Consider the following 19,463-nt stretch of genomic DNA (forward strand, 5'->3'; position numbering starts at 1 on the left):
TTTACCTACTTTCATATTCATTAATATTATCTTCGTTTCAATTCATTATCATAGCACATGATTTTTAAATTTTGCTACTAATTCTATTAATTCAGTCTAAAGTTTCAGTAAGCGAAATGATTTATATTTCAACGTGAAGATTTATAATTGATAGAGGTGATCAATGTGAAACGACTCATGCAATACGCATTTCAATATAAATGGTTTCTGTTGTTATTAGGATTGATGAGTATCGGTGTGGCAAGTGCGGTTATCGCACAGAATATTACGATTGGTAAAGTGCTCCATCGTATTCTCATGCATGGCGAAGCACCACATGTCACGGTGTGGGTGATTCTATTAGCAAGTTTATTGCTACGCGCAGTATTCTCTAGCGCCAATGACATGGTAGGTAATCACTTAGCCGGACGTGTGCAGTATCGGCTCAGAAATACTATGTTAAAGCGGCGACTCATCCAACCGATTGGCGCTCAACTCGCATCGTTAACGCAAAGCATCAATGACATCTCTCCATTCTTTAATAATTATTTGCCTCAAGTGTTTAAATCGATGCTCGTGCCAGCCTTCATTATCGTAACGATGTGTGTGATTCACCTCAATACTGCTTTAATCATGATGGTGACAGCACCTTTCATTCCTTTATTCTATATCGTTTTTGGTTTGAAAACGCAAGACGAAGCAAAAGACAAGATGACATACCTCAATCATTTTAGCCAACGTTTCTTAAACAAAGTTCAAGGGCTCGTGACACTAAGACTCTTTAGAAAGACGGAAGACTCCATCGCTTCAGTAGAGCAGGAAAGTACGCGCTTTAGAACGCTGACGATGCAAATCTTGAAAAGCGCCTTCCTCTCAGGATTGATGCTGGAATTTATCAGTATGTTAGGAATAGGAATTGTCGCTTTAGAAGTAGGATTAGGACTCATCTTGTTCCATAATATCTCTTTCGAAACGGCAGTCATCGCCATTCTCTTTGCGCCTGAGTTCTACAACGCGATTAAAGATCTTGGACAATCTTTCCATACTGGTAAACAAAGTGAGGGAGCTGCTGACGTGGTCTTTGATATGTTGGATGAATCAGAAGATACGCATCGTACGACCGCTGCTTATGATACGACTCAGACGCCGCTCGTTCGTCTGAATGATGTGAGCTTTCGATATGATGCCCAGCAACCTCAAGTGTTGCAACACATCGATTTAGACATCCGGCAAGGTGAACATCTGGCATTAGTGGGACCAAGCGGTGTAGGTAAAACGACCCTTGCACAATTAATTGCTCAATCGTTAAGACCGACACATGGCACAGTGACACATTCTTCGTCTCACTTACAAATAGGTATGTTGAGTCAATCCCCGTATTTGTTTAATGCGACAATACGTGAGAATGTGACGATGTTCTACAATTATGCGGATGCTCAGGTTTGGCAAGTCTTAGAAGAAGTAGGGCTCAAGGACAAAGTTACGCATTTAACACATGGATTGGATACTCCGATAGGCGAAGGGGGAGAAATGCTTTCAGGTGGTGAAATGCGCCGTTTGGAACTCTCTCGTGTCTTATTATTACGGCCGGATTTGATTATTCTAGACGAACCAACGACCGGACTTGATATTGAAACCGAGCAGCTAATTCAAGAGGCAATTGAGAAACATTTTAGTACCACAGCTATGGTGATGATAGCTCATCGTGCCTCTACGTTAAATCACGTTCAGCACCATATTGTCCTACTTGACGGTGGCATTCATCATAGCGGTGCGCACGACCAGTCTGAATCGAAGTATGAGAGTGGAAGAGGTGAAGCCACAAATGAAGATTAGACCGGATAGAGATTTGATTCTTTCAATATTAGTAGGTATTATCGGTAGTTTAGTTGCACTAGGTATGTTCTTCCTCAGTGGCTATATGGTGACAGAAAGTGCATTAGGTGCACCACTCTTTGCCTTAATGGTGTTGATTGTTTCGGTTAAAATGTTTGGCTTTCTAAGAGCGATTGCACGTTACATTGAACGACTCCTTTCTCATCGGACGACGTTTACGATGTTGCGAGACGTTCGCGTTCAAATGTATCGTGGTCTTGTTCCTGTCGTTCCAGATGTCTATCGTCGCTTTCGCTCAAGTGATTTACTCGCACGTATCGTTAATCGCGTCGAGTCATTACAGAATGTTTATTTAAGAGTATACTATCCACCCATTGTTATTGGCATCACTGCTATCATTACATTGGTAACAATGATGTTCTTTTCATACGTTCATGCGTTAATCATCTTGGTGAGTATGAGCATTTCTTTAGGTGTATTGCCCTGGTTGAGTGCGAAGAAAGCACAGCGTTATATGCAACAAGTGGCGCGAGATGAATCGCAATTTTTAGGACGATATTACGATTATAAAGCAGGATATTCAGAACTCGCTCGTTTTAACCAACAAGCGACCTACCATCAAATGGCTCAGGATGATTTACACCGTTATCAACGTTCGAGTCATAAGGAGCAGCAGTTTATCGCGTTCTATGACCTTGGATTGAACCTCGTTTCAATGGTCGCGCTCTTTCTCACACTGTGGCTTGGGGTCGCTCAAGTGCAAGCAGGACACGTCAATGTCATTTATTTAACGAGTATCGTCTTGATGTTGCTCACATTGTTTGAACAAGCTGTACCGATGAGCAATGTAGCGTACTACAAGGCTGAGACAGATCGCGCTTGGCATGATATTAATGAGGTGATCGCGCATTCAACGTCTCAAGAGGTCACGTATAAGAGCGATGATTCTTCATTTGAGCCTTATGAAATTGAATTACGTGATGTAGACTTTAGATATGCGAATCAAGAAACTCAGTTGCTGCGTAACGTCAACTTGTGTGTTCAAGAAGGAGAGCATGTTGCGTTGATTGGTCCTTCAGGTTCTGGTAAAAGTACGTTGCTACAACTTATCTTAGGTTTGTATCAAAGTGAAGCGGGCAGTGTAAAGATTCAAGGTACACCTACGCACGAGCTTACTGATGAAGAGAAATATACACATATGAGTGGTGCGCTTCAGTCTCAACAATTATTTGATGGAACGTTAAGAGATAACTTACTTAGCGATGCCAACGATGAGACTTTACGCGAGACGTTAAATCTCTTAGATTTAGACCACCTAGAGCTAGATAAAAGGGTGACGTTAGAAGGGCAAACACTGTCAGGTGGAGAGAAAGTTCGTCTCGGCATTGCGCGTTTGCTCTTACGCGATTTGCCTGTATGGGTTATCGATGAGCCTACAACGGCGCTAGATCGAGTGACTGCTGATCAAGTTATGAATGTACTCCATGAGCGCGCGCAGACTTTAGTTGTAGCAACCCATGATCTCAACGTATTACCGCAATTTGATAAAGTGGCAGTCGTAATCGATGGTCAAATTGTTGAGTTTGATCGTTACGAGACATTGATGTCTACCGATTCTTATCTTAAACGTGTAGTTGAGTTGTCATAAGTAGTGGGGATTATGGACGATGAAAGTATAGTAGAGTAAGTTTAAAAATAGTTAAGTTGTGATCATATGGATTGATGGTGCGCCTCAGTAGTTAGGTTTCGTGAACTGACTAGAGGTGCACCTTTATTTTACGGTATTGCAGGGGGAGTATATGATGAGATGGGTGCCAAACTCCATTTTATGCAGTACGGGTGAGAAGCAATGTGCTAGCACAATTTCCCGCAAAAAGTTAAGCACACATAAATAGAGCGAGAGTATGAAATCATAGAGATTCATCTCCCGCTCGCACTTAACACATATACCATTGTGATATGAGTTATATATAACAATCGTCTATTATTTATCTTTTTCAGTAAAAGCAGTGATAATCTTACCGAGTAAACGGTTAAGTTCTCTAAATTCGTCTTCTGTAAGTGAAGTTGCTTCAGCTACTTCGTTACAAGCAGAATCTAATTCTGGACGAATTTGTTCACTCTTCTCTGTTAAATGAATAAACACTTCACGTTGGTCAATTTCGGAACGTTCACGTTTGATTAAGTCAACTTGTTCCATGCGTTTTAGTAGTGGTGAAACTGTACCAGTGTCCAATGCAAGTTCAGTAACAACTTTCTTAACATTGACTGGTGACTCTGACCACAATATAGTAAGAACTAGGAATTGTGGGTAAGTAAGTTTGTACTTTTTGAAGACATTGTTTGAATAGTAGCGATTAACTTGTCTTTGAGCATTGTACAAACTAAAGCAAAGTTGCTCCTTCAAATTAAGTTGTTCAGACATAAAGTTCTCCTCCAGACATTCTATCCGTAATTTTCTCTCTCTGTATTCGGATTTGAATCCGTCTTTGTTGTGTGATACAAATTTTTTAAAATACTTTTTCGCACTGCATTGCTAAAATAAAGTATGATTAAAGTGTAGAAGATATCCCTTGTTTTATCAAGTAAGAAGATAATTACTGAGATAACTACTAAAGGTCAAATAAAATATAATATTTAATTTTTACGCAAACGTTTGAAAAGAAATGAGTGATAATATGAAGAAAAGAACAAATAAAGAAGTGCGGGTTACAATTATCACCGGATTTCTAGGGAGTGGTAAAACGACCTTTCTTAATGAGTATATTAAATAATTATTAAATAATGATGAGAAATTAGCTATTATCCTTAATGAATATGGAAATTTTTACGTTGAAGATGACATAAAGCAGAGTCAAACTAAGGTGTATCCAATATTGAATGGTTGTGTATGTTGTGATTCGAGCACAGATTTAATCGATCGACTTATGGAATTAACGAAAGATCAATCTCTGACACACATTATAATAGAAGCAACAGGAATTGCTCAGCCGCTCGATATTTATTCGGCATGTCTGTTTCCTGATTTAACGGACCGCTTGGCTGTGCCAACCATTATCGGAGTGGCAGATGCACAAGGTTTACTTACAACGGATGAATATTCACAAGATATGTCACGATTGATGAGTGATCAACTTGCTGCGAGTCATTTTATCATTATTAATAAGACAGATTTAGTTGAGGATGACCATTTAAAGCACATCGATCATCTGTTGTCATACAGTAATACCTTTGCACCACGTGTGTATACTTCCTATGGGCAGGTGGATCTCGCTCAGATTGAACCTGTGGAACATCCTGAGGGCACGGCGAATGAATCTTACAAGAAATCTCATCTCGGTATCAACAGCTTGGTGTATACCTTTACGGGACCTGTACATCGGCAGTTGTTCTATCAGTTCATCTTAAAGCTACCTTCAAATGTACTGCGGTTAAAGGGTTATATGCGCTTTCGAGACATGCCTGAGACGACTTACTTCTTCCAATATGCATCAGGTATGCCAAGTTATGAGATAGTAGAAAGAGAAGCGTCATTAACGCTCGTATTGATAGGAGAAGAGTTGGATATCAATCGCTTAAGAAATCAATTAGATATGTTGCAGTTTACTTGATAAGAACGTCATGAAATAGACAATCTTTAGTGCATGATTTACAGTATAATTAAGGAAAAGGAGCGACGATGCTATGACAACTCATAATGAAGATTATTATGAAAGACAATACAAATTTGAACGTAATTTCATTCGAATTCCATTTGTTGTATTTGCAGTAATCGTGCTGTTATGCAATATCTTTTTCGCGGATATCAATATCATGCTCGTATTATTTGGTCTTTTCTTCTTATATAATGGTGGAATTTTATTTATTGCGTTTATTAAACATTTCAAACGAGCGACGATATTAACATTGATATTGTTTATACTATCCTTAGCTTTATTTGGAACGTTAATGTATCTTTACGCAGATGCTAATCACTTATTGGATAAAAAGCACGGATTGTAATAGGAAAATAGAGAATACGAAGAAAGAGCGGGACAATGGCGTGTGCATTGTCCTGCTCTTTTTAGCTTACATTTTAAAAATACAAATATATAATGCGACGAATTCGACAAAGGTCATAAGATAGATGTACTTTAACGGCAATTTCTTGGCCTTATCAAGCTCCCAATGTGGATAACGGCGTTCGTAATAGAAGAGCTGCATTAGGAAAAGTCCGATGCCTAAAGGAAGGCAGCACAGAATGATCGCAACTCCACGGCTCATACCGACTTTGTGCCAGAGATGACCGATGAGCAGTTGCAGTAAGACGATAATGATAATAAATAATAGGATATTCATATTAATTAAAGCTGCGTACTCCTTTCATAAAGATATAGAGTAAGAGTTGAAGGGCGACCATCAACAATACAAAGGCCATCGCTTTCAAGTCAACTTGGGTCACGAGCTTACGGATGATGCGAAGCGGTTCGTTAATGAGATATACGGAATGTAATCTCAGGAAACGACCGATGTAAATACCGAAACCATTTAAGTACATCATGATCAAGATAAGTGCGCGATTGAACCAGCGATACGGAGTGAAATAACGAATTTCACGGAACATAAGAACGAGACAATATAGTGCGAGAAACACGCCAGCTAAGAGATAAGTGAAATACATCCATTCGGTTAAATTCAATCCAGCGTAGAAATTAAAGATAAACTGCTTGAGATGGATTAAATCTGTAATCATGTAGAACGTATTCGGCACCATAAATATAAAGATTAAGCTGAAAATAATAAATAACGGCCATTCGAAACGGTGTTGTGGTTTAAACAGTCTCAATAGAAAGCACAGTTCGAACGGTACATAAGCTAAAAATAAATTCAAAGTCATAAATTGAAAAATATGATCAAATAAAGATAAGACAAATAATATGAGAAAGACGATTCGAGCGATATAACGTGCGCTCACAACGTCACCTACTTTCATTGAAATTCACATCTCGGCATGTCAGGTTTCGTCGATGGTCATCAATGATCCCGATGATGAAATAAAGTTTAACTATCGCACGGTCACGATGACATGCAACTATTATTAAATATTAACGTGAAACCTACGCAAGATGTGAGAATTGAAATGTAAATGATACTAGGATGTAGTACTTTATGCAACGGTTAACGGCTTATAATATGTATTGATTGTGTAGGAACGCACGGATAGTTTAAAATTATAAAATAATATGAGCGATAAGTCTTGTATCAATCATAAGTTGTTGAACATCAAAGATAACATCATTATAGGATTGGAGGATCTATATGAAGAAACAATTTCTCATCTTATACTTTAATATTTTTCTTGTCTTTCTAGGTATTGGTCTTGTGATTCCAGTTCTTCCAGTCTATTTGAAAGATTTAGGGTTGAAAGGGAGCGACCTCGGTATACTCGTAGCCGTCTTCGCACTGGCTCAAATGATTATTTCCCCCTTTGGTGGGACGCTCGCAGACAAGTTAGGGAAGAAACTCATTATTTGTATAGGTCTCGTCCTCTTCTCTATTTCTGAGTTTCTCTTTGCGACGAGTCATACGTTCTCGTTATTGATCGTTTCACGTGTGCTTGGTGGTTGGAGTGCCGGTATGATTATGCCTGGTGTAACGGGCATGATTGCGGATATTTCCAATCCGAAAGATAAAGCGAAGAACTTTGGGTACATGTCAGCCATCATTAATTCAGGCTTTATCCTCGGTCCTGGTCTCGGTGGCTTTCTAGCTGAGTTCTCTCACCGTCTGCCATTCTATATGGCAGGTACGACAGGTGTATTAGCGCTCATCCTTTCAGTAACGTTACTTCACAATCCGAAACATCATACGCAGGCTGGCTTTACACATTATCAAACAGATGTGCTAGGCAAGATTAATTGGAAAGTATTCGTGACACCAGTATTGATCACACTCATTCTCGCGTTTGGTCTCTCAGCGTTCGAAACACTATTCCCACTCTACACGGCTGACAAAGCACACTATCAACCGTTTGATATTTCGATTGCCATCACAGGCGGTGGTATACTCGGCGCCATCTTCCAAGTCTTGCTATTTGATAAGTTTATGAAGTATTTGAAAGAACTTACATTTATTAACTACGCGCTCGTGTACTCAGGCATTATTTTGATTTCATTAACATTCGCAAGTCATTATTGGACGATTATGATTATTAGTTTCGTCGTCTTTATCGGTTTCGACATGATTCGTCCTGCGTTAACGAATTACTTTTCAAACATCGCGGGTAACCGTCAAGGCTTCGCAGGGGGTCTCAACTCAACCTTTACGAGTATGGGGAACTTTATCGGCCCGCTCGTAGCAGGTGGATTATACGATGTGAATTATAACTTTCCGCTCTACATGTCCACGTTAGTGATGGTCTTAGGTATCGGTGTGATTTTTATTGAAAAAGCGTTACGTAAGTGCAAGGTTTAAGGATACTTGTAGGCACATTGTGTTGTAAAATGTAGCAGAATGACGGCGTCTGTTACCTTTGTATTACCTATATTACGTTTATTTTAAATTGCAAACCATATTACAATAAATATGTTAAGTACGTGATAAGATATAGGAAATACTAAAGGAGTACTTTCTTGGCAGATGAATGGAAAAAATATTATATTATCGCTGATTGCTTTCGTATTAGCGAGTTGTTTGGTTAGTCTCATCTATATCGCTACGCATCACCAGGCGTTATGTAAGCTCCATGAATTGATCTTCAGATGTACTGGAGAATGGGTGTCTTTGGAGAAGAAAGCACATTTCAAGTTGCATCCTGAGATTCACGCAGCGACAAAGCAAGTATCGCATGAGACCGCGCAGACGTCGTCGACTGATTTCCCCGTGAATCAAAGTAAGTCATCTCAACTTCCTACGTTACAACGTGCACGTCAAGCAGCTGCTGCATACCTGAAACGCGTTCACGCAGAGAGTCGTTATCATCACTATACACTTGCACAAACTTCTAAGGGTGAGCCATACTACATGTTAACCTTTGTAGATTGTCAGCATCCTAATATCTATCAGCGAGTAACTGTCGATCAACGCTTGCATGTTCATCCCTATGATGATGTTCAAATGCGACCCCAGATACGTCACGTTCAAATTGATGAGAGTGAAGCGGATGTCATAGCGCGAACCGCAGCACAAACGTACAATCACGATTTGGATAGATATAGGAAGAAAGACCATGATGCGTCAGGCTGGCATTATATATTCGTACAACCAACAAAGCATCTGGAGTACAAAGTAAGCATAACACCACAAGGTCAAGCTATTGTTGAGCCTACGATTTGAATTAATACAGACAAGTTCTTGCGCTTGTTTGTATTTTTTAATGAAAGAAAGGAGAGGGCCTGTATGAAACGTAAAAAGACGAATGCGATGCGAATGTTAGAGCGCGAAGGCGTGGACTTTGAAGTCAATTACTATGAAGTTGAGGATTCCCATCAAGATGGTGAAACGATTGCGCATAGCTTAGGAGAAGATCCAGAACATGTCTTTAAGACACTCGTATTAGAGAATGCGGATCATGAGCATTACGTCTTTGTTATCCCTGTAACTGAGACATTAGACTTGAAAGCAGCTGCCAAGGCGGTTCACGAAAAGAAATTGAACCTCATGCCGATGCGCGACTTGAAACAAGTGACTGGATATATACGAGGAGGATGTTCCCCAGTAGGAATGAAACGATTATTTCCTACTACGCTAGATGAAACAGCGACTTTACTATCTTATATCTACATTAGCGGTGGCGAGCGGGGCACACAAATTAAAGTAGCGCCACAAGACTTAATCACAGTCGTTGAAGGTCAATATGCCGATATAACACAAAGTGTGATTTAGAAGCAGAACATGTCGTTCGAAGATTTGAACGCATATAATATAGGAAGAAATTAGAGTCTAGGACATAATTAAAGAATTAGCTATAGATGTAAAGTAAACTCATTTAGAGAGAACTTTATAGTTGATAAAGATATTAACTATTGCTCTTCGCAGTAGCTGTCTGTACTTGAGATAGCTAGCACTGTCTCAAGTACTAGACATCCTTGCGGGGGTGAGACTACGAAATCAAGTAGATTTCTGTCTCACTCCCACTTTTTTATACGAATTTTGACAGATTTTGGAACGTTTTTGCGCATATAATGATTGTTTTTGAACGAATTTGGTTAAAAATGATTGAATTATGAAAGCGATGACATTATAATAAAGGTGAAATGAGGTGGATGAGCGATGATCAGTGAGAAACGTCATGAAATGATTTTATCTGAATTGAGAAATAAAGAATTCTTAACCTTGCAAGAATTGGTTGATCATACTGGTAGTAGTGCGTCGACAGTACGACGAGATCTGTCCAAATTGCAACAGATGGGTAAGCTTTCACGTGTCCACGGTGGCGCAGCATTGAACCAATCTGTGGTGACAGAGGCGAAACTCGCAGACAAACGTACACGTAATTTACAAGAGAAACAAGAGATTGCGCGTCAAGCAGCAGAATATGTTGAAGATAATGACTGTATCTTCCTCGATGCTGGTTCCACGACACTTGAGATGATTCCATTTATTAAAGCTAATAATGTGACTGTGGTGACTAATGGGTTAACACACGTGGAAGAGCTGCTGAAATATGGTTTTAAGACGTTAACGTTAGGTGGCGAAGTTAAAGCGACGACGTTAGCTACTGTAGGCGTTAATGCATTGGAAACGTTGAAGAAATATCGCTTTGACAAAGCTTTTATCGGTATCAACGGTTTAGATCTCCATCACGGCTTAACGACGCCTGATGAACAAGAGGCATTGATTAAGTCTTATGCTATTGACTTTAGCTTTCACACCTACGTTCTAGCTGATTATACGAAATATGACAAAGTTTACTTCGCGACGGTACCGACAACTTCCTCAGTTTCGGTCATCGTTTCTGAACAAATAACAGCGTTACACGCGTTTCAGTCATATGCTCAACAGTATCATTTGATAGGAGGTTTATCATGATTTACACGGTGACACTCAATCCTTCTATTGACTATGTCGTCTATACAGAAGACTTTCAACTTGAAGGACTGAATCGCGCAACTTCGACGCAGAAGTTTGCAGGCGGAAAGGGCATCAACGTTTCGCGTGTGCTACAAACGTTGAATACGCCCACAACAGCACTTGGCTTTGCGGGTGGTTTCTCAGGTCAATTTATAAGCGAACAATTAGAAAGACAAGGTATTGAAGCGCGTTTTATCGAAACGTCAGAAGATACGCGTATTAATATTAAGCTGAAGACAGGTTCGGAAACTGAAATTAATGCGCCAGGACCGCAAGTGACTGAAGCGCAATTTGAAGCCCTTTTACAACAAATGCGTGAAACGACTGAGCAGGATACGGTCGTGATTGCAGGTAGTATGCCGAAAAGTTTGCCTAGAGATGCTTATCGACAAATTGTCGAAATCTTAAGTCATACAGGGGCACAATTTGTGGTCGATGCTGAAAAAGCGCTCGTGGAATCGGTGTTGGATTACCATCCACTCTTCATCAAACCGAATAAAGATGAACTGGAAATGATGTTTGACACGACCATTCAATCTGATGAAGACGTAGTACGCTGTGGTCAACACATCCTCGAGAAAGGTGCACAATCTGTCATTATTTCTCTAGGAGGGGATGGCGCAATCTACATGGATGCTGAAAGACGTTTGAAAGCGCAAGTGCCGACTGGACAAGTCGTTAACACAGTGGGTTCAGGAGATAGCACAGTTGCCGGAATGGTGGCAGGATTAGACCAAGGTCAAGCTATTGAAGCGGCTTTCGCGCAAGCCGTTGCGGCAGGTACTGCTACCGCCTTTAATGATGATTTAGCGGAAAAGGCTAGTATCGATCGCATTCGACAACAAGTACAAATCACTAGCATTGACGCGTAATTATATCGCCACAGAGTATTTGAGATGAACGCACACAGCAAAGAGGAATACGAATATTGAAATAGAACAATCATTGTTGGGAGTGAACAAGATGAGAATTACCGAATTATTAACGAAAGACACCATTGCTATGGAATTATCAGCTTCAGACAAAGACGGTGTGATTAACGAATTGGTTGATCAGCTCGACCAAGCAGGGAAATTGAATGACAAAGCAGCGTATCAACAAGCAATCTTTGACCGCGAAGCACAAAGTACTACAGGAATTGGAGAAGGTATTGCCATTCCTCACGCGAAAGTAGAAGCAGTAGAACAGCCTGCGATTGCTTTCGGTAAATCCCAAGCAGGTGTTGATTATCAAAGTTTAGATATGCAACCTGCGCACCTCTTCTTTATGATTGCAGCACCCGCTGGCGGCGCTCAAACTCATTTAGACGCTTTAGCGAAATTATCTGGCATACTCATGGATGACCAAGTACGTGCAGAACTGCTTGCGGCGAACTCACCTGAAGAAGTATTGAGTATCATTAATAAAGCAGATGACGAAGCCACTGACGAGGAAACTGATGAAGTTGCAGAAGATGCAAGTGGTGCTCCTGCAGGCGAAGAAGAGAAACCGTATATCCTCGCAGTCACTGCTTGTCCAACAGGTATCGCACATACGTATATGGCACGTGACGCCTTGAAGAAACAAGCAGGCAAGATGGACGTCAACATTAAGGTGGAAACGAATGGTTCTGGTGGTGTGAAGAATCGACTCACACGCGAGGATATCGAGAAAGCAACTGGAATTATTGTCGCAGCAGATGTGCATGTTGAAACAGATCGCTTTGACGGCAAGAATGTCGTAGAAGTTCCAGTAGCTGACGCTATTAAACGTCCTGAAGAGTTAATTAACATGGCACAAGATACATCACGTCAACCGTTTGTGGCGCGTGGAGATAGTAAGAACACTAGCGGCGGTACGAACGAGAAACAAGGTGTCGGTAAGACGATTTATAAACACTTGATGAACGGTGTATCTAACATGTTACCACTCGTTATTGCTGGTGGTATCTTGATGGCTATCGTCTTTCTCATGGGTACGAACTCTTTTGATCCTAAGAGTAAGGAATACATTCCGTTTGCAGAGCAGTTATGGAACATTGGTAAAAATAGTGCGTTTGCGCTGATCATTCCGATCTTATCTGGTTACATCGCGCGTAGTATTGCAGATAAACCTGGATTCGCAGCTGGTTTAGTCGGTGGTATGCTTGCTGTCTCTGGTGATTCAGGATTTATCGGCGGTATCATTGCTGGTTTCTTAGCGGGTTACTTAACTGAAGGTATCAAGAAACTCTTCAGTCGTATTCCACAAGCGCTTGAAGGTTTGAAACCAACATTGATTTATCCAATCTTATCTGTAACGATTACAGGCTTAGCGTTGATTTATGTGGTAAACCCGCCAGCAGCTTGGCTCAACCACTTGTTACTTCATGGTTTAAATAGTTTATCTGGTGCTAACGCAATGATTCTCGGTCTCGTCGTCGGCGCAATGATGGCGATTGACATGGGTGGTCCATTCAATAAAGCAGCGTACGTCTTTGCGACAGCAGCGTTAATCGAAGGAAATACAGCACCAATCACTGCAGCAATGGTCGGCGGTATGGTGCCACCGATTGCACTTGCGACAGCAATGCTCATCTTTCGTAAGAAATTTACGAAAGCACAGCGCGGTTCTATCGTTCCGAACTATGTGATGGGATTCTCCTTCATCACTGAAGGTGCGATTCCGTTTGCGGCAGCTGACCCGATTCGTGTCATTCCATCAATGATGATTGGTTCAGGTATCGGTGGTGCGATTGCTTTAGGACTCGGTTCAGCAATTCGAGCACCACACGGCGGTATCTTTGTCGTATTTGGTACAGACTTCAGTCACTCACTTCAAACACTCTTAGCTATTGTTGTCGGTGCGTTAGTCAGCGCGATTATCTACGGTATTATTAAACCGAAACTCTCTGAAGATGAAGTTCAAGCTTCCCAAGCTATGGACGAATAGTTAACGTAATAAGTGAATTTTTAAAGGCAAATAGATTTTGTAAAATAATAGTAAGTATTGAAAGTAATTGAAGATGTTACGAGACCTGCATTGTGCGAAATAATTGGCGATGCAGGTCTTTTTAATTAGAGAGATGCGTCGTCTGCGATGTTATTGTAAAATAAAGTTACTACTCTAAATACAAAGAAGGTCAAATTATGGAATATGTCATTACTAACGGCAGAATTTTTACAGAAGAGAAAGTGATCGACCACGGCTACTTAGTAGTCAAAGATGGCAAGATAGCAGAAATTACAGCAGGAGACTATACAGGTGATCTGAAGACGTATGACGCGCAAGGTCAAGATATCCTACCTGGCTTCATCGACATCCATATTCATGGTGGGTATGGAAAGGATGCCATGGACGCTTCAGAAGAAGGCTTACAACATTTAGCCCAGAATCTCTTGAGTGAAGGTACGACAAGTTTCCTAGCGACGACGATGACGCAATCAGATGAGAACGTCGAACGTGCACTTCGTACGATTGCTACTTATAAAGATAAACAATCTTCTACAGAAGAAGCAGAAATCTTAGGTGTACATTTGGAAGGGCCATTTATTTCCGAACATAAAGTTGGGGCGCAGAATCCAGCCTATGTGCAACGCCCGTCGGTAGAGAAGATTCGCCATTTCCAAGATGTTGCGAATCAATTGATTAAGATTATTACGTTCGCCCCTGAAGTGGAAGGTGCACATGAAACGTTAGAAGCATTACATGATGAGATTATCTTCTCAATGGGCCATACAGTAGCGACGTTTGATGAGGCGAATGAAGCGGTTGAACACGGTGCGAAACATATTACGCACCTTTATAATGCAGCGACGCCGTTTGAACATCGAAACCCTGGTGTCTTTGGCGCTGCTTGGACGAATGATCATCTCGCTACAGAAATTATCGTTGACGGTGTGCATTCACATCCAGCAGCTGTAGCGATTGCGTACAAACAGAAAGGTAACGAGCATTTCTATCTCATCACAGATGCGATGCGTGCAAAAGGTATGCCTGAAGGAGAATACGATTTAGGTGGACAGAATGTTTATGTTAAAGGTTCTGAAGCGCGCTTAGCGAGTGGTTCGCTTGCTGGAAGTATTCTGCGCATGAATGACGGTTTAGAGAACCTGAAGCAATTTACAGGTGCGCGTCTTGAAGAATTATGGCGTGTAACGAGTTTGAACCAAGCACGTGCGTTAGGTGTAGATGACTGTAAAGGAAGCCTTGTAGTAGGAAAAGATGCAGATATCGTGATTACAGGTGCGCATACTGAAGTCATCGCGACGATTAAAGGTGGCGAGCTTCACGCATTCTAGTGTAAAAGCCAACTTTTTAATGTGATATACTATTAAATTTGATTAGAAATATGCTATTATGGATACAATACGTCTTTTTTAGGGAGGTGCTACAATGGGAAGGATTTAACGTTGAATCAATATCATAGTTATACACGTTATCTAGGCTTATGGAAACCACATTGTGGCACTGATCAATTTGGAGGTGAATCCCTAAATTAGGGGAATTAATTGGAAACAACGACCATAATCAGTTTAATTATTTTTATTCTGTTAATTGCATTAACTACTGTCTTTGTAGGTTCTGAGTTTGCGCTAGTGAAAGTAAGGTCTACACGAATTGAACAATTAGCAGCAGAAGGTAACGGCAGTGCGAAAGTTGTCCGTAAGATGATTCACAATTTAGATTATTATCTGTCTGCCTGCCAGCTTGGTATTACGGTGACATCTTTAGGATTAGGTTGGCTAGGGGAACCGACTTTTAAGAAGCTCCTCAGCCCGCTCTTTAACCTCTTCCCAATGCCTGAACCTGTACAGACGACGTTGGCATTTATCATCGCGTTTATCTTAGTGACTTACTTGCATGTTGTATTAGGTGAGCTTGCGCCGAAGTCTATCGCGATTCAACATACAGAGAAACTTGCGCTCGTCTACTCACGCCCACTGTACTATTTCGGTATGATTATGAAACCACTCATCTGGTTGATGAACGGTTCAGCTCGTTTAATCATTCGAATCATGGGCGTAGACCCAGATGCAGATAATGATGCGATGTCAGAAGAAGAAATTAAGATTATCATTAATAATAGTTATAATGGCGGCGAAATCAATCAAACTGAGCTCGCTTATATGCAAAATATCTTCTCATTTGATGAACGTCACGCCAAAGATATTATGGTTCCGCGTACTCAAGTGACGACGTTGAACGAACCTTTCAATGTTGAAGAGTTGCTTGAGACGATTAAAGAACACCAATTTACACGTTATCCAATCACGGAAGATGGCGACAAAGACCATGTGAAAGGCTTTATCAACGTTAAAGAATTTCTTACAGAGTACGCCTCTGGTGAAGCGATTCGCATTAGTAACTATATTCACGAACTCCCGATGATTTCCGAAACGACACGCATTAGCGACGCGTTAATCCGCATGCAGCGTGAACACGTACATATGAGTCTGATTATCGACGAGTATGGCGGTACGGCAGGTATCTTAACGATGGAAGATATCCTAGAAGAGATTGTCGGCGAAATTCGAGATGAGTTCGATAACGACGAGGTTAACGATATTGTTAAAATTAACGATGACACGTTCCAAATCAACGGACGTGTGCTATTAGATGATATTCAAGATCAATTCGGTATTGAATTCGAAGATTCAGAGGATATCGACACAATTGGTGGTTGGTTACAAGCACACAATACTAACTTACAACAGAACGATTATGTCGATACGATATTTGATCGTTGGATTATTTCAGAAATCGATAATCATCAAATCATTAATGTTATTTTAAAATATGAATACAATGAAACACGTCATACAGATGAAGACGAAGAAGAGGACGATCATCAATAGAATGGATGATGTCAGCGTCAAAAGTTTGAATCGATGACGTAAGTGAAGGCTCGAGTTGGAATTAGCGTTCTGACTCGAGCTTTTTTAGCAGATGGGTTAAGATTAAATAAAATCGTAAGGTGGATTGCTGAATTAAAATATTCGAAAGAGAAGCCTTTTACCAATGAAAAATCATTTCCAAAGCGACACTGCACTTACAGCAGAAGAACGAGAAGAACTCGCGAAACTACAACGAGAAAATGAAGAAGCTAGCGTACCAAAAAAGAGTGGAGAAGATGAAAGCGTATGTAGAGAATAAGTATTCCAAAAAGTAAAGTGATCATCGCTGGCTGTTATCACAACGAAAAACGTCGCCTCCACAGAAAATGCAAAGCACTTTCTTGTCATTCTAAAGATGAACATGGCAAAATTAAGTTGAGAATGAAAGTGAGGAGAGAGCGTATGGTACAAGATACTTATTACTTAAACAATGGTTATCCAATGCCAAAGATTGGTCTCGGTGTTTATAAGATTACTGACGAAGAAATGGAGACGGCAGTAGAGACTGCGATTGAAACAGGTTATCGTGCCTTCGATACAGCGTACTTTTACGGAAATGAACAAGCGTTGGGTCGCGCCCTTAAGCAGTCAGGTGTCGATCGCGAAGACCTCTTTATCACATCCAAATTGTGGAATGATTACCAAGGCTATGAGCAGACGTTAACTTACTTTGAGAAATCATTGGAGAATTTAGGTACGGATTATTTAGATTTGTATCTCATTCACTGGCCGTGTGAAGCGGACGAACTGTTTATTGAAAGTTACAAAGCGTTAGAGCAACTTTATCATGACGGTAAAATTCGTGCGATTGGTGTATGTAACTTCAAGCCACATCACTTGGAACGTTTAATGGCTGAAACGGATGTCACGCCAGCTGTAAACCAAATTGAGTGTCATCCATATTTCAATCAACAAGAAACACAAGATTTCTGTGACAAACATGACATTGCGGTAACTGCGTGGATGCCATTAATGCGTAATCGCGGCTTGTTAGATCATCCAACTGTTGTGAATATTGCAGAACGCTACGGTAAGACGCCAGCTCAAATCGTGCTTCGTTGGCACTTAGCGCACAATCGCATTATTATACCGAAATCTAAAACGCCTGAACGTATTCGTGAGAACTTCGATATCCTTGATTTCAACTTAGAACTTACTGATATTGCTGAAATTGATAGTTTAGATCAAGGTGCGCGACAAGGTAAAGATCCAGATGAAGTTCGCATCGGTACGTTGAAATAAGAATTTAATAGAGTTTAAAGCAAATAATTCCACCAAATAGGTTTATTAGACCTGTTTTGGTGGAATTTTTGTAGCACTTGTACTGTTTATGTAGATGATAGCTTTTCATCATTAAACTCATAACCTAAACAAAGTATATTGTTTATTAACAAGTTTTTCTTTTAAAATCAGTTGATTTCTGCAATAATTAAATCGGTATGTAACGTGGTTATTAACTCAACTTTAAGTTTTTGTAAAACTGTGACTTTTGAGTCGTCAATGAAATTCTAAACTTGATAAAGTAATGTTAACCACGGGTGAAAGGTGTTAAATAGATGAAAGTAAGAGTCATTGTACCTTGTTATAACGAGGGTGAAGTTATATTAAAAACCTATGAAAAGCTGACAGAAATATTAGAAGCAGATAGTCTGCGCCAGCATTACGATTATGACTTACTTTTTATAGATGATGGAAGTAAAGATAGTACGATGAGCTATATCCAAGAGACAGCGACTACAGATGCACACGTGAAATTTATTTCGTTTAGTCGCAACTTCGGTAAGGAATCAGCGATGATTGCAGGTTATCAGCACAGTACAGATTGTGATGCAGTTGTCATGATCGATGCGGATTTACAGCATCCTCCTCATTTGATACCGAAGATGATTCAAGGTTATATGGACGGCTATGATCAGGTGATAGCGAAACGTAATCGTTGTGGAGAGAACAAATCGCGTAAGTGGCTCACGAAATTGTATTATAGAATGATTAACCGTTTCGTGGAAGATATTCGTCTTGAGGACGGTGTCGGTGATTTCCGTTTGTTGAGTCAACGCGCAGTAATTTCGCTAACACAACTGGACGAGACGAATCGTTTCTCTAAAGGACTCTACGCATGGATTGGCTACCATACTCAAGTGTTTACGTACGAGAATGTTGAACGCGAAGATGGTGAGTCGAAATGGTCCTTTAGTAAATTATTAAATTATGGCATTGACGGTTTGATTTCCTTTAACAATAAACCGTTACGCGCCATGATATATCTCGGTCTCATCGTCTTCGGTTTAAGTTTGCTGTATATCATTTATATCTTAATTAGTATTATGGTTCACGGCATAGAAACGCCGGGTTATTTCTCAACAATCGCGGCAATATTACTCATTGGCGGCATTCAACTCATCTCCATCGGTATTGTAGGTGAATATATCGGACGAATTTACTATGAGGTGAAGAAGCGGCCGAAGTACATCGTACAGGCTTCCAATTTAAATGAGCCGCACTCTGAGGATTTGCAGGCGCAAGCGGTGCAAGAGATGTTGAATGGTAAAAGTCATACTCAGGAAAAGACGACACATGAGAAGAAAGAGAATTCTCATGTGTAATACAGAATAAAAGGGCGCCCCTCTCATACTGTTAATTTGCAGCAGAGAGGGGCGCCTTCGTACATAAAAAAGGACTAGAACACTATGTATAGCCCTCTAGCCCTCATCCCCTTGAAGTTAACATTTTATTAGTTGATCA

General features: G+C 40.5%; 17 protein-coding genes and 1 pseudogene. 15 read left to right on the forward strand and 3 right to left on the reverse strand.

The genetic code is table 11. The features are described from left to right. Nucleotides 1–165 precede the first annotated feature (165 nt). The gene (locus CD039_RS00965) at nt 166–1,815 is read left to right on the forward strand and encodes an ABC transporter ATP-binding protein/permease (protein WP_240595012.1); all 1,650 of its coding nucleotides are present in this window, start codon (nt 166–168) and stop codon (nt 1,813–1,815) included. After that, nucleotides 1,805–3,463, forward strand: coding sequence for a thiol reductant ABC exporter subunit CydC (gene cydC, locus CD039_RS00970; protein ID WP_240595014.1), 1,659 nt, complete (start codon nt 1,805–1,807; stop codon nt 3,461–3,463). Before CD039_RS00965 ends, cydC begins: the two co-directional genes overlap by 11 nt. A 336-nt stretch (nt 3,464–3,799) precedes the next feature. Here the strand turns inward: cydC and mgrA are convergent, their stop codons facing one another. After that, nucleotides 3,800–4,240 (reverse strand): global transcriptional regulator MgrA, encoded by a 441-nt coding sequence (mgrA, locus tag CD039_RS00975; protein ID WP_002472550.1) that lies wholly within the window; start codon nt 4,238–4,240, stop codon nt 3,800–3,802. A gap of 253 nt (nt 4,241–4,493) precedes the next feature. Here mgrA and CD039_RS12310 point away from each other — a divergent pair. Both CD039_RS12310 and CD039_RS00990 read left to right on the forward strand, forming a co-directional pair. Beyond that, nucleotides 4,494–5,426: pseudogene (locus tag CD039_RS12310) on the forward strand (CobW family GTP-binding protein). Between the two features lie 73 nt (nt 5,427–5,499). After that, complete coding sequence (locus CD039_RS00990; RefSeq protein WP_103370765.1) at nt 5,500–5,817, forward strand: hypothetical protein; 318 nt, start codon at nt 5,500–5,502, stop codon at nt 5,815–5,817. A 66-nt stretch (nt 5,818–5,883) separates the two neighbouring features. On the opposite strand, the gene CD039_RS00995 is transcribed toward CD039_RS00990, so the two are convergent. Next, complete coding sequence (locus CD039_RS00995) at nt 5,884–6,153, reverse strand: hypothetical protein (RefSeq protein WP_186303055.1); 270 nt, start codon at nt 6,151–6,153, stop codon at nt 5,884–5,886. A 1-nt stretch (nt 6,154) separates the two neighbouring features. Next, nucleotides 6,155–6,769, reverse strand: coding sequence for a DUF1361 domain-containing protein (locus CD039_RS01000; protein WP_167386232.1), 615 nt, complete (start codon nt 6,767–6,769; stop codon nt 6,155–6,157). 344 nt (nt 6,770–7,113) lie between these two features. On the opposite strand from CD039_RS01000, the gene norA reads away from it, so the two are divergent. The 11 genes from norA (at nt 7,114) to CD039_RS01050 (ending at nt 19,324) form a co-directional block, all read left to right on the forward strand. Further along, nucleotides 7,114–8,268: a multidrug efflux MFS transporter NorA gene (gene norA / locus CD039_RS01005; protein WP_103370768.1), complete on the forward strand. Its 1,155-nt coding sequence runs from the start codon at nt 7,114–7,116 to the stop codon at nt 8,266–8,268. Between the two features lie 165 nt (nt 8,269–8,433). After that, entirely contained in the window at nt 8,434–9,129 is a 696-nt protein-coding gene (locus CD039_RS01010) for a hypothetical protein (protein WP_103370769.1), read from the forward strand. Nucleotides 9,130–9,192: 63 nt separating this feature from the next. Beyond that, entirely contained in the window at nt 9,193–9,678 is a 486-nt protein-coding gene (gene ybaK, locus CD039_RS01015; protein WP_103370770.1) for a Cys-tRNA(Pro) deacylase, read from the forward strand. Between the two features lie 387 nt (nt 9,679–10,065). Then, nucleotides 10,066–10,824, forward strand: coding sequence for a DeoR/GlpR family DNA-binding transcription regulator (locus CD039_RS01020; protein WP_103370771.1), 759 nt, complete (start codon nt 10,066–10,068; stop codon nt 10,822–10,824). After that, entirely contained in the window at nt 10,821–11,738 is a 918-nt protein-coding gene (gene pfkB, locus CD039_RS01025; RefSeq protein WP_103370772.1) for a 1-phosphofructokinase, read from the forward strand. Before CD039_RS01020 ends, pfkB begins: the two co-directional genes overlap by 4 nt. Nucleotides 11,739–11,829: 91 nt before the next feature. After that, a complete protein-coding gene (locus tag CD039_RS01030) occupies nt 11,830–13,776 on the forward strand; it encodes a PTS fructose transporter subunit IIABC (RefSeq protein ID WP_103370773.1) in 1,947 nt (648 codons plus the stop codon). Between the two features lie 194 nt (nt 13,777–13,970). Beyond that, complete coding sequence (nagA, locus tag CD039_RS01035; RefSeq protein ID WP_103370774.1) at nt 13,971–15,125, forward strand: N-acetylglucosamine-6-phosphate deacetylase; 1,155 nt, start codon at nt 13,971–13,973, stop codon at nt 15,123–15,125. A 210-nt stretch (nt 15,126–15,335) separates the two neighbouring features. After that, nucleotides 15,336–16,682, forward strand: coding sequence for a hemolysin family protein (locus CD039_RS01040; RefSeq protein ID WP_103370775.1), 1,347 nt, complete (start codon nt 15,336–15,338; stop codon nt 16,680–16,682). A 163-nt stretch (nt 16,683–16,845) separates the two neighbouring features. Next, on the forward strand, nt 16,846–16,980 hold the full coding sequence (locus tag CD039_RS12135) for a hypothetical protein (protein ID WP_260843925.1): 135 nt from the start codon (nt 16,846–16,848) through the stop codon (nt 16,978–16,980). A gap of 143 nt (nt 16,981–17,123) precedes the next feature. After that, entirely contained in the window at nt 17,124–17,963 is an 840-nt protein-coding gene (locus tag CD039_RS01045; RefSeq protein WP_103370776.1) for an aldo/keto reductase, read from the forward strand. A 314-nt stretch (nt 17,964–18,277) separates the two neighbouring features. Continuing rightward, on the forward strand, nt 18,278–19,324 hold the full coding sequence (locus tag CD039_RS01050; RefSeq protein WP_103370777.1) for a glycosyltransferase family 2 protein: 1,047 nt from the start codon (nt 18,278–18,280) through the stop codon (nt 19,322–19,324). Nucleotides 19,325–19,463: the final 139 nt, after the last annotated feature.

This window comes from Staphylococcus argensis, from assembly GCF_002902305.1.
GTDB classification, from domain to species: Bacteria; Bacillota; Bacilli; order Staphylococcales; family Staphylococcaceae; genus Staphylococcus; species Staphylococcus argensis.

Bases quoted from the DNA above. Each gene is read 5' to 3' on its own strand.
- cydC (WP_240595014.1), top strand. From the start codon at position 1,805: ATGAAGATTAGACCGGATAGAGATTTGATTCTTTCAATATTAGTAGGT.
- mgrA (WP_002472550.1), bottom strand. From the start codon at position 4,240: ATGTCTGAACAACTTAATTTGAAGGAGCAACTTTGCTTTAGTTTGTAC.
- CD039_RS00990 (WP_103370765.1), top strand. From the start codon at position 5,500: ATGACAACTCATAATGAAGATTATTATGAAAGACAATACAAATTTGAA.
- CD039_RS00995 (WP_186303055.1), bottom strand. From the start codon at position 6,153: ATGAATATCCTATTATTTATTATCATTATCGTCTTACTGCAACTGCTC.
- norA (WP_103370768.1), top strand. From the start codon at position 7,114: ATGAAGAAACAATTTCTCATCTTATACTTTAATATTTTTCTTGTCTTT.
- CD039_RS01010 (WP_103370769.1), top strand. From the start codon at position 8,434: ATGAATGGAAAAAATATTATATTATCGCTGATTGCTTTCGTATTAGCG.
- ybaK (WP_103370770.1), top strand. From the start codon at position 9,193: ATGAAACGTAAAAAGACGAATGCGATGCGAATGTTAGAGCGCGAAGGC.
- CD039_RS01020 (WP_103370771.1), top strand. From the start codon at position 10,066: ATGATCAGTGAGAAACGTCATGAAATGATTTTATCTGAATTGAGAAAT.
- pfkB (WP_103370772.1), top strand. From the start codon at position 10,821: ATGATTTACACGGTGACACTCAATCCTTCTATTGACTATGTCGTCTAT.
- CD039_RS01030 (WP_103370773.1), top strand. From the start codon at position 11,830: ATGAGAATTACCGAATTATTAACGAAAGACACCATTGCTATGGAATTA.
- CD039_RS12135 (WP_260843925.1), top strand. From the start codon at position 16,846: ATGAAAAATCATTTCCAAAGCGACACTGCACTTACAGCAGAAGAACGA.
- CD039_RS01045 (WP_103370776.1), top strand. From the start codon at position 17,124: ATGGTACAAGATACTTATTACTTAAACAATGGTTATCCAATGCCAAAG.
- CD039_RS01050 (WP_103370777.1), top strand. From the start codon at position 18,278: ATGAAAGTAAGAGTCATTGTACCTTGTTATAACGAGGGTGAAGTTATA.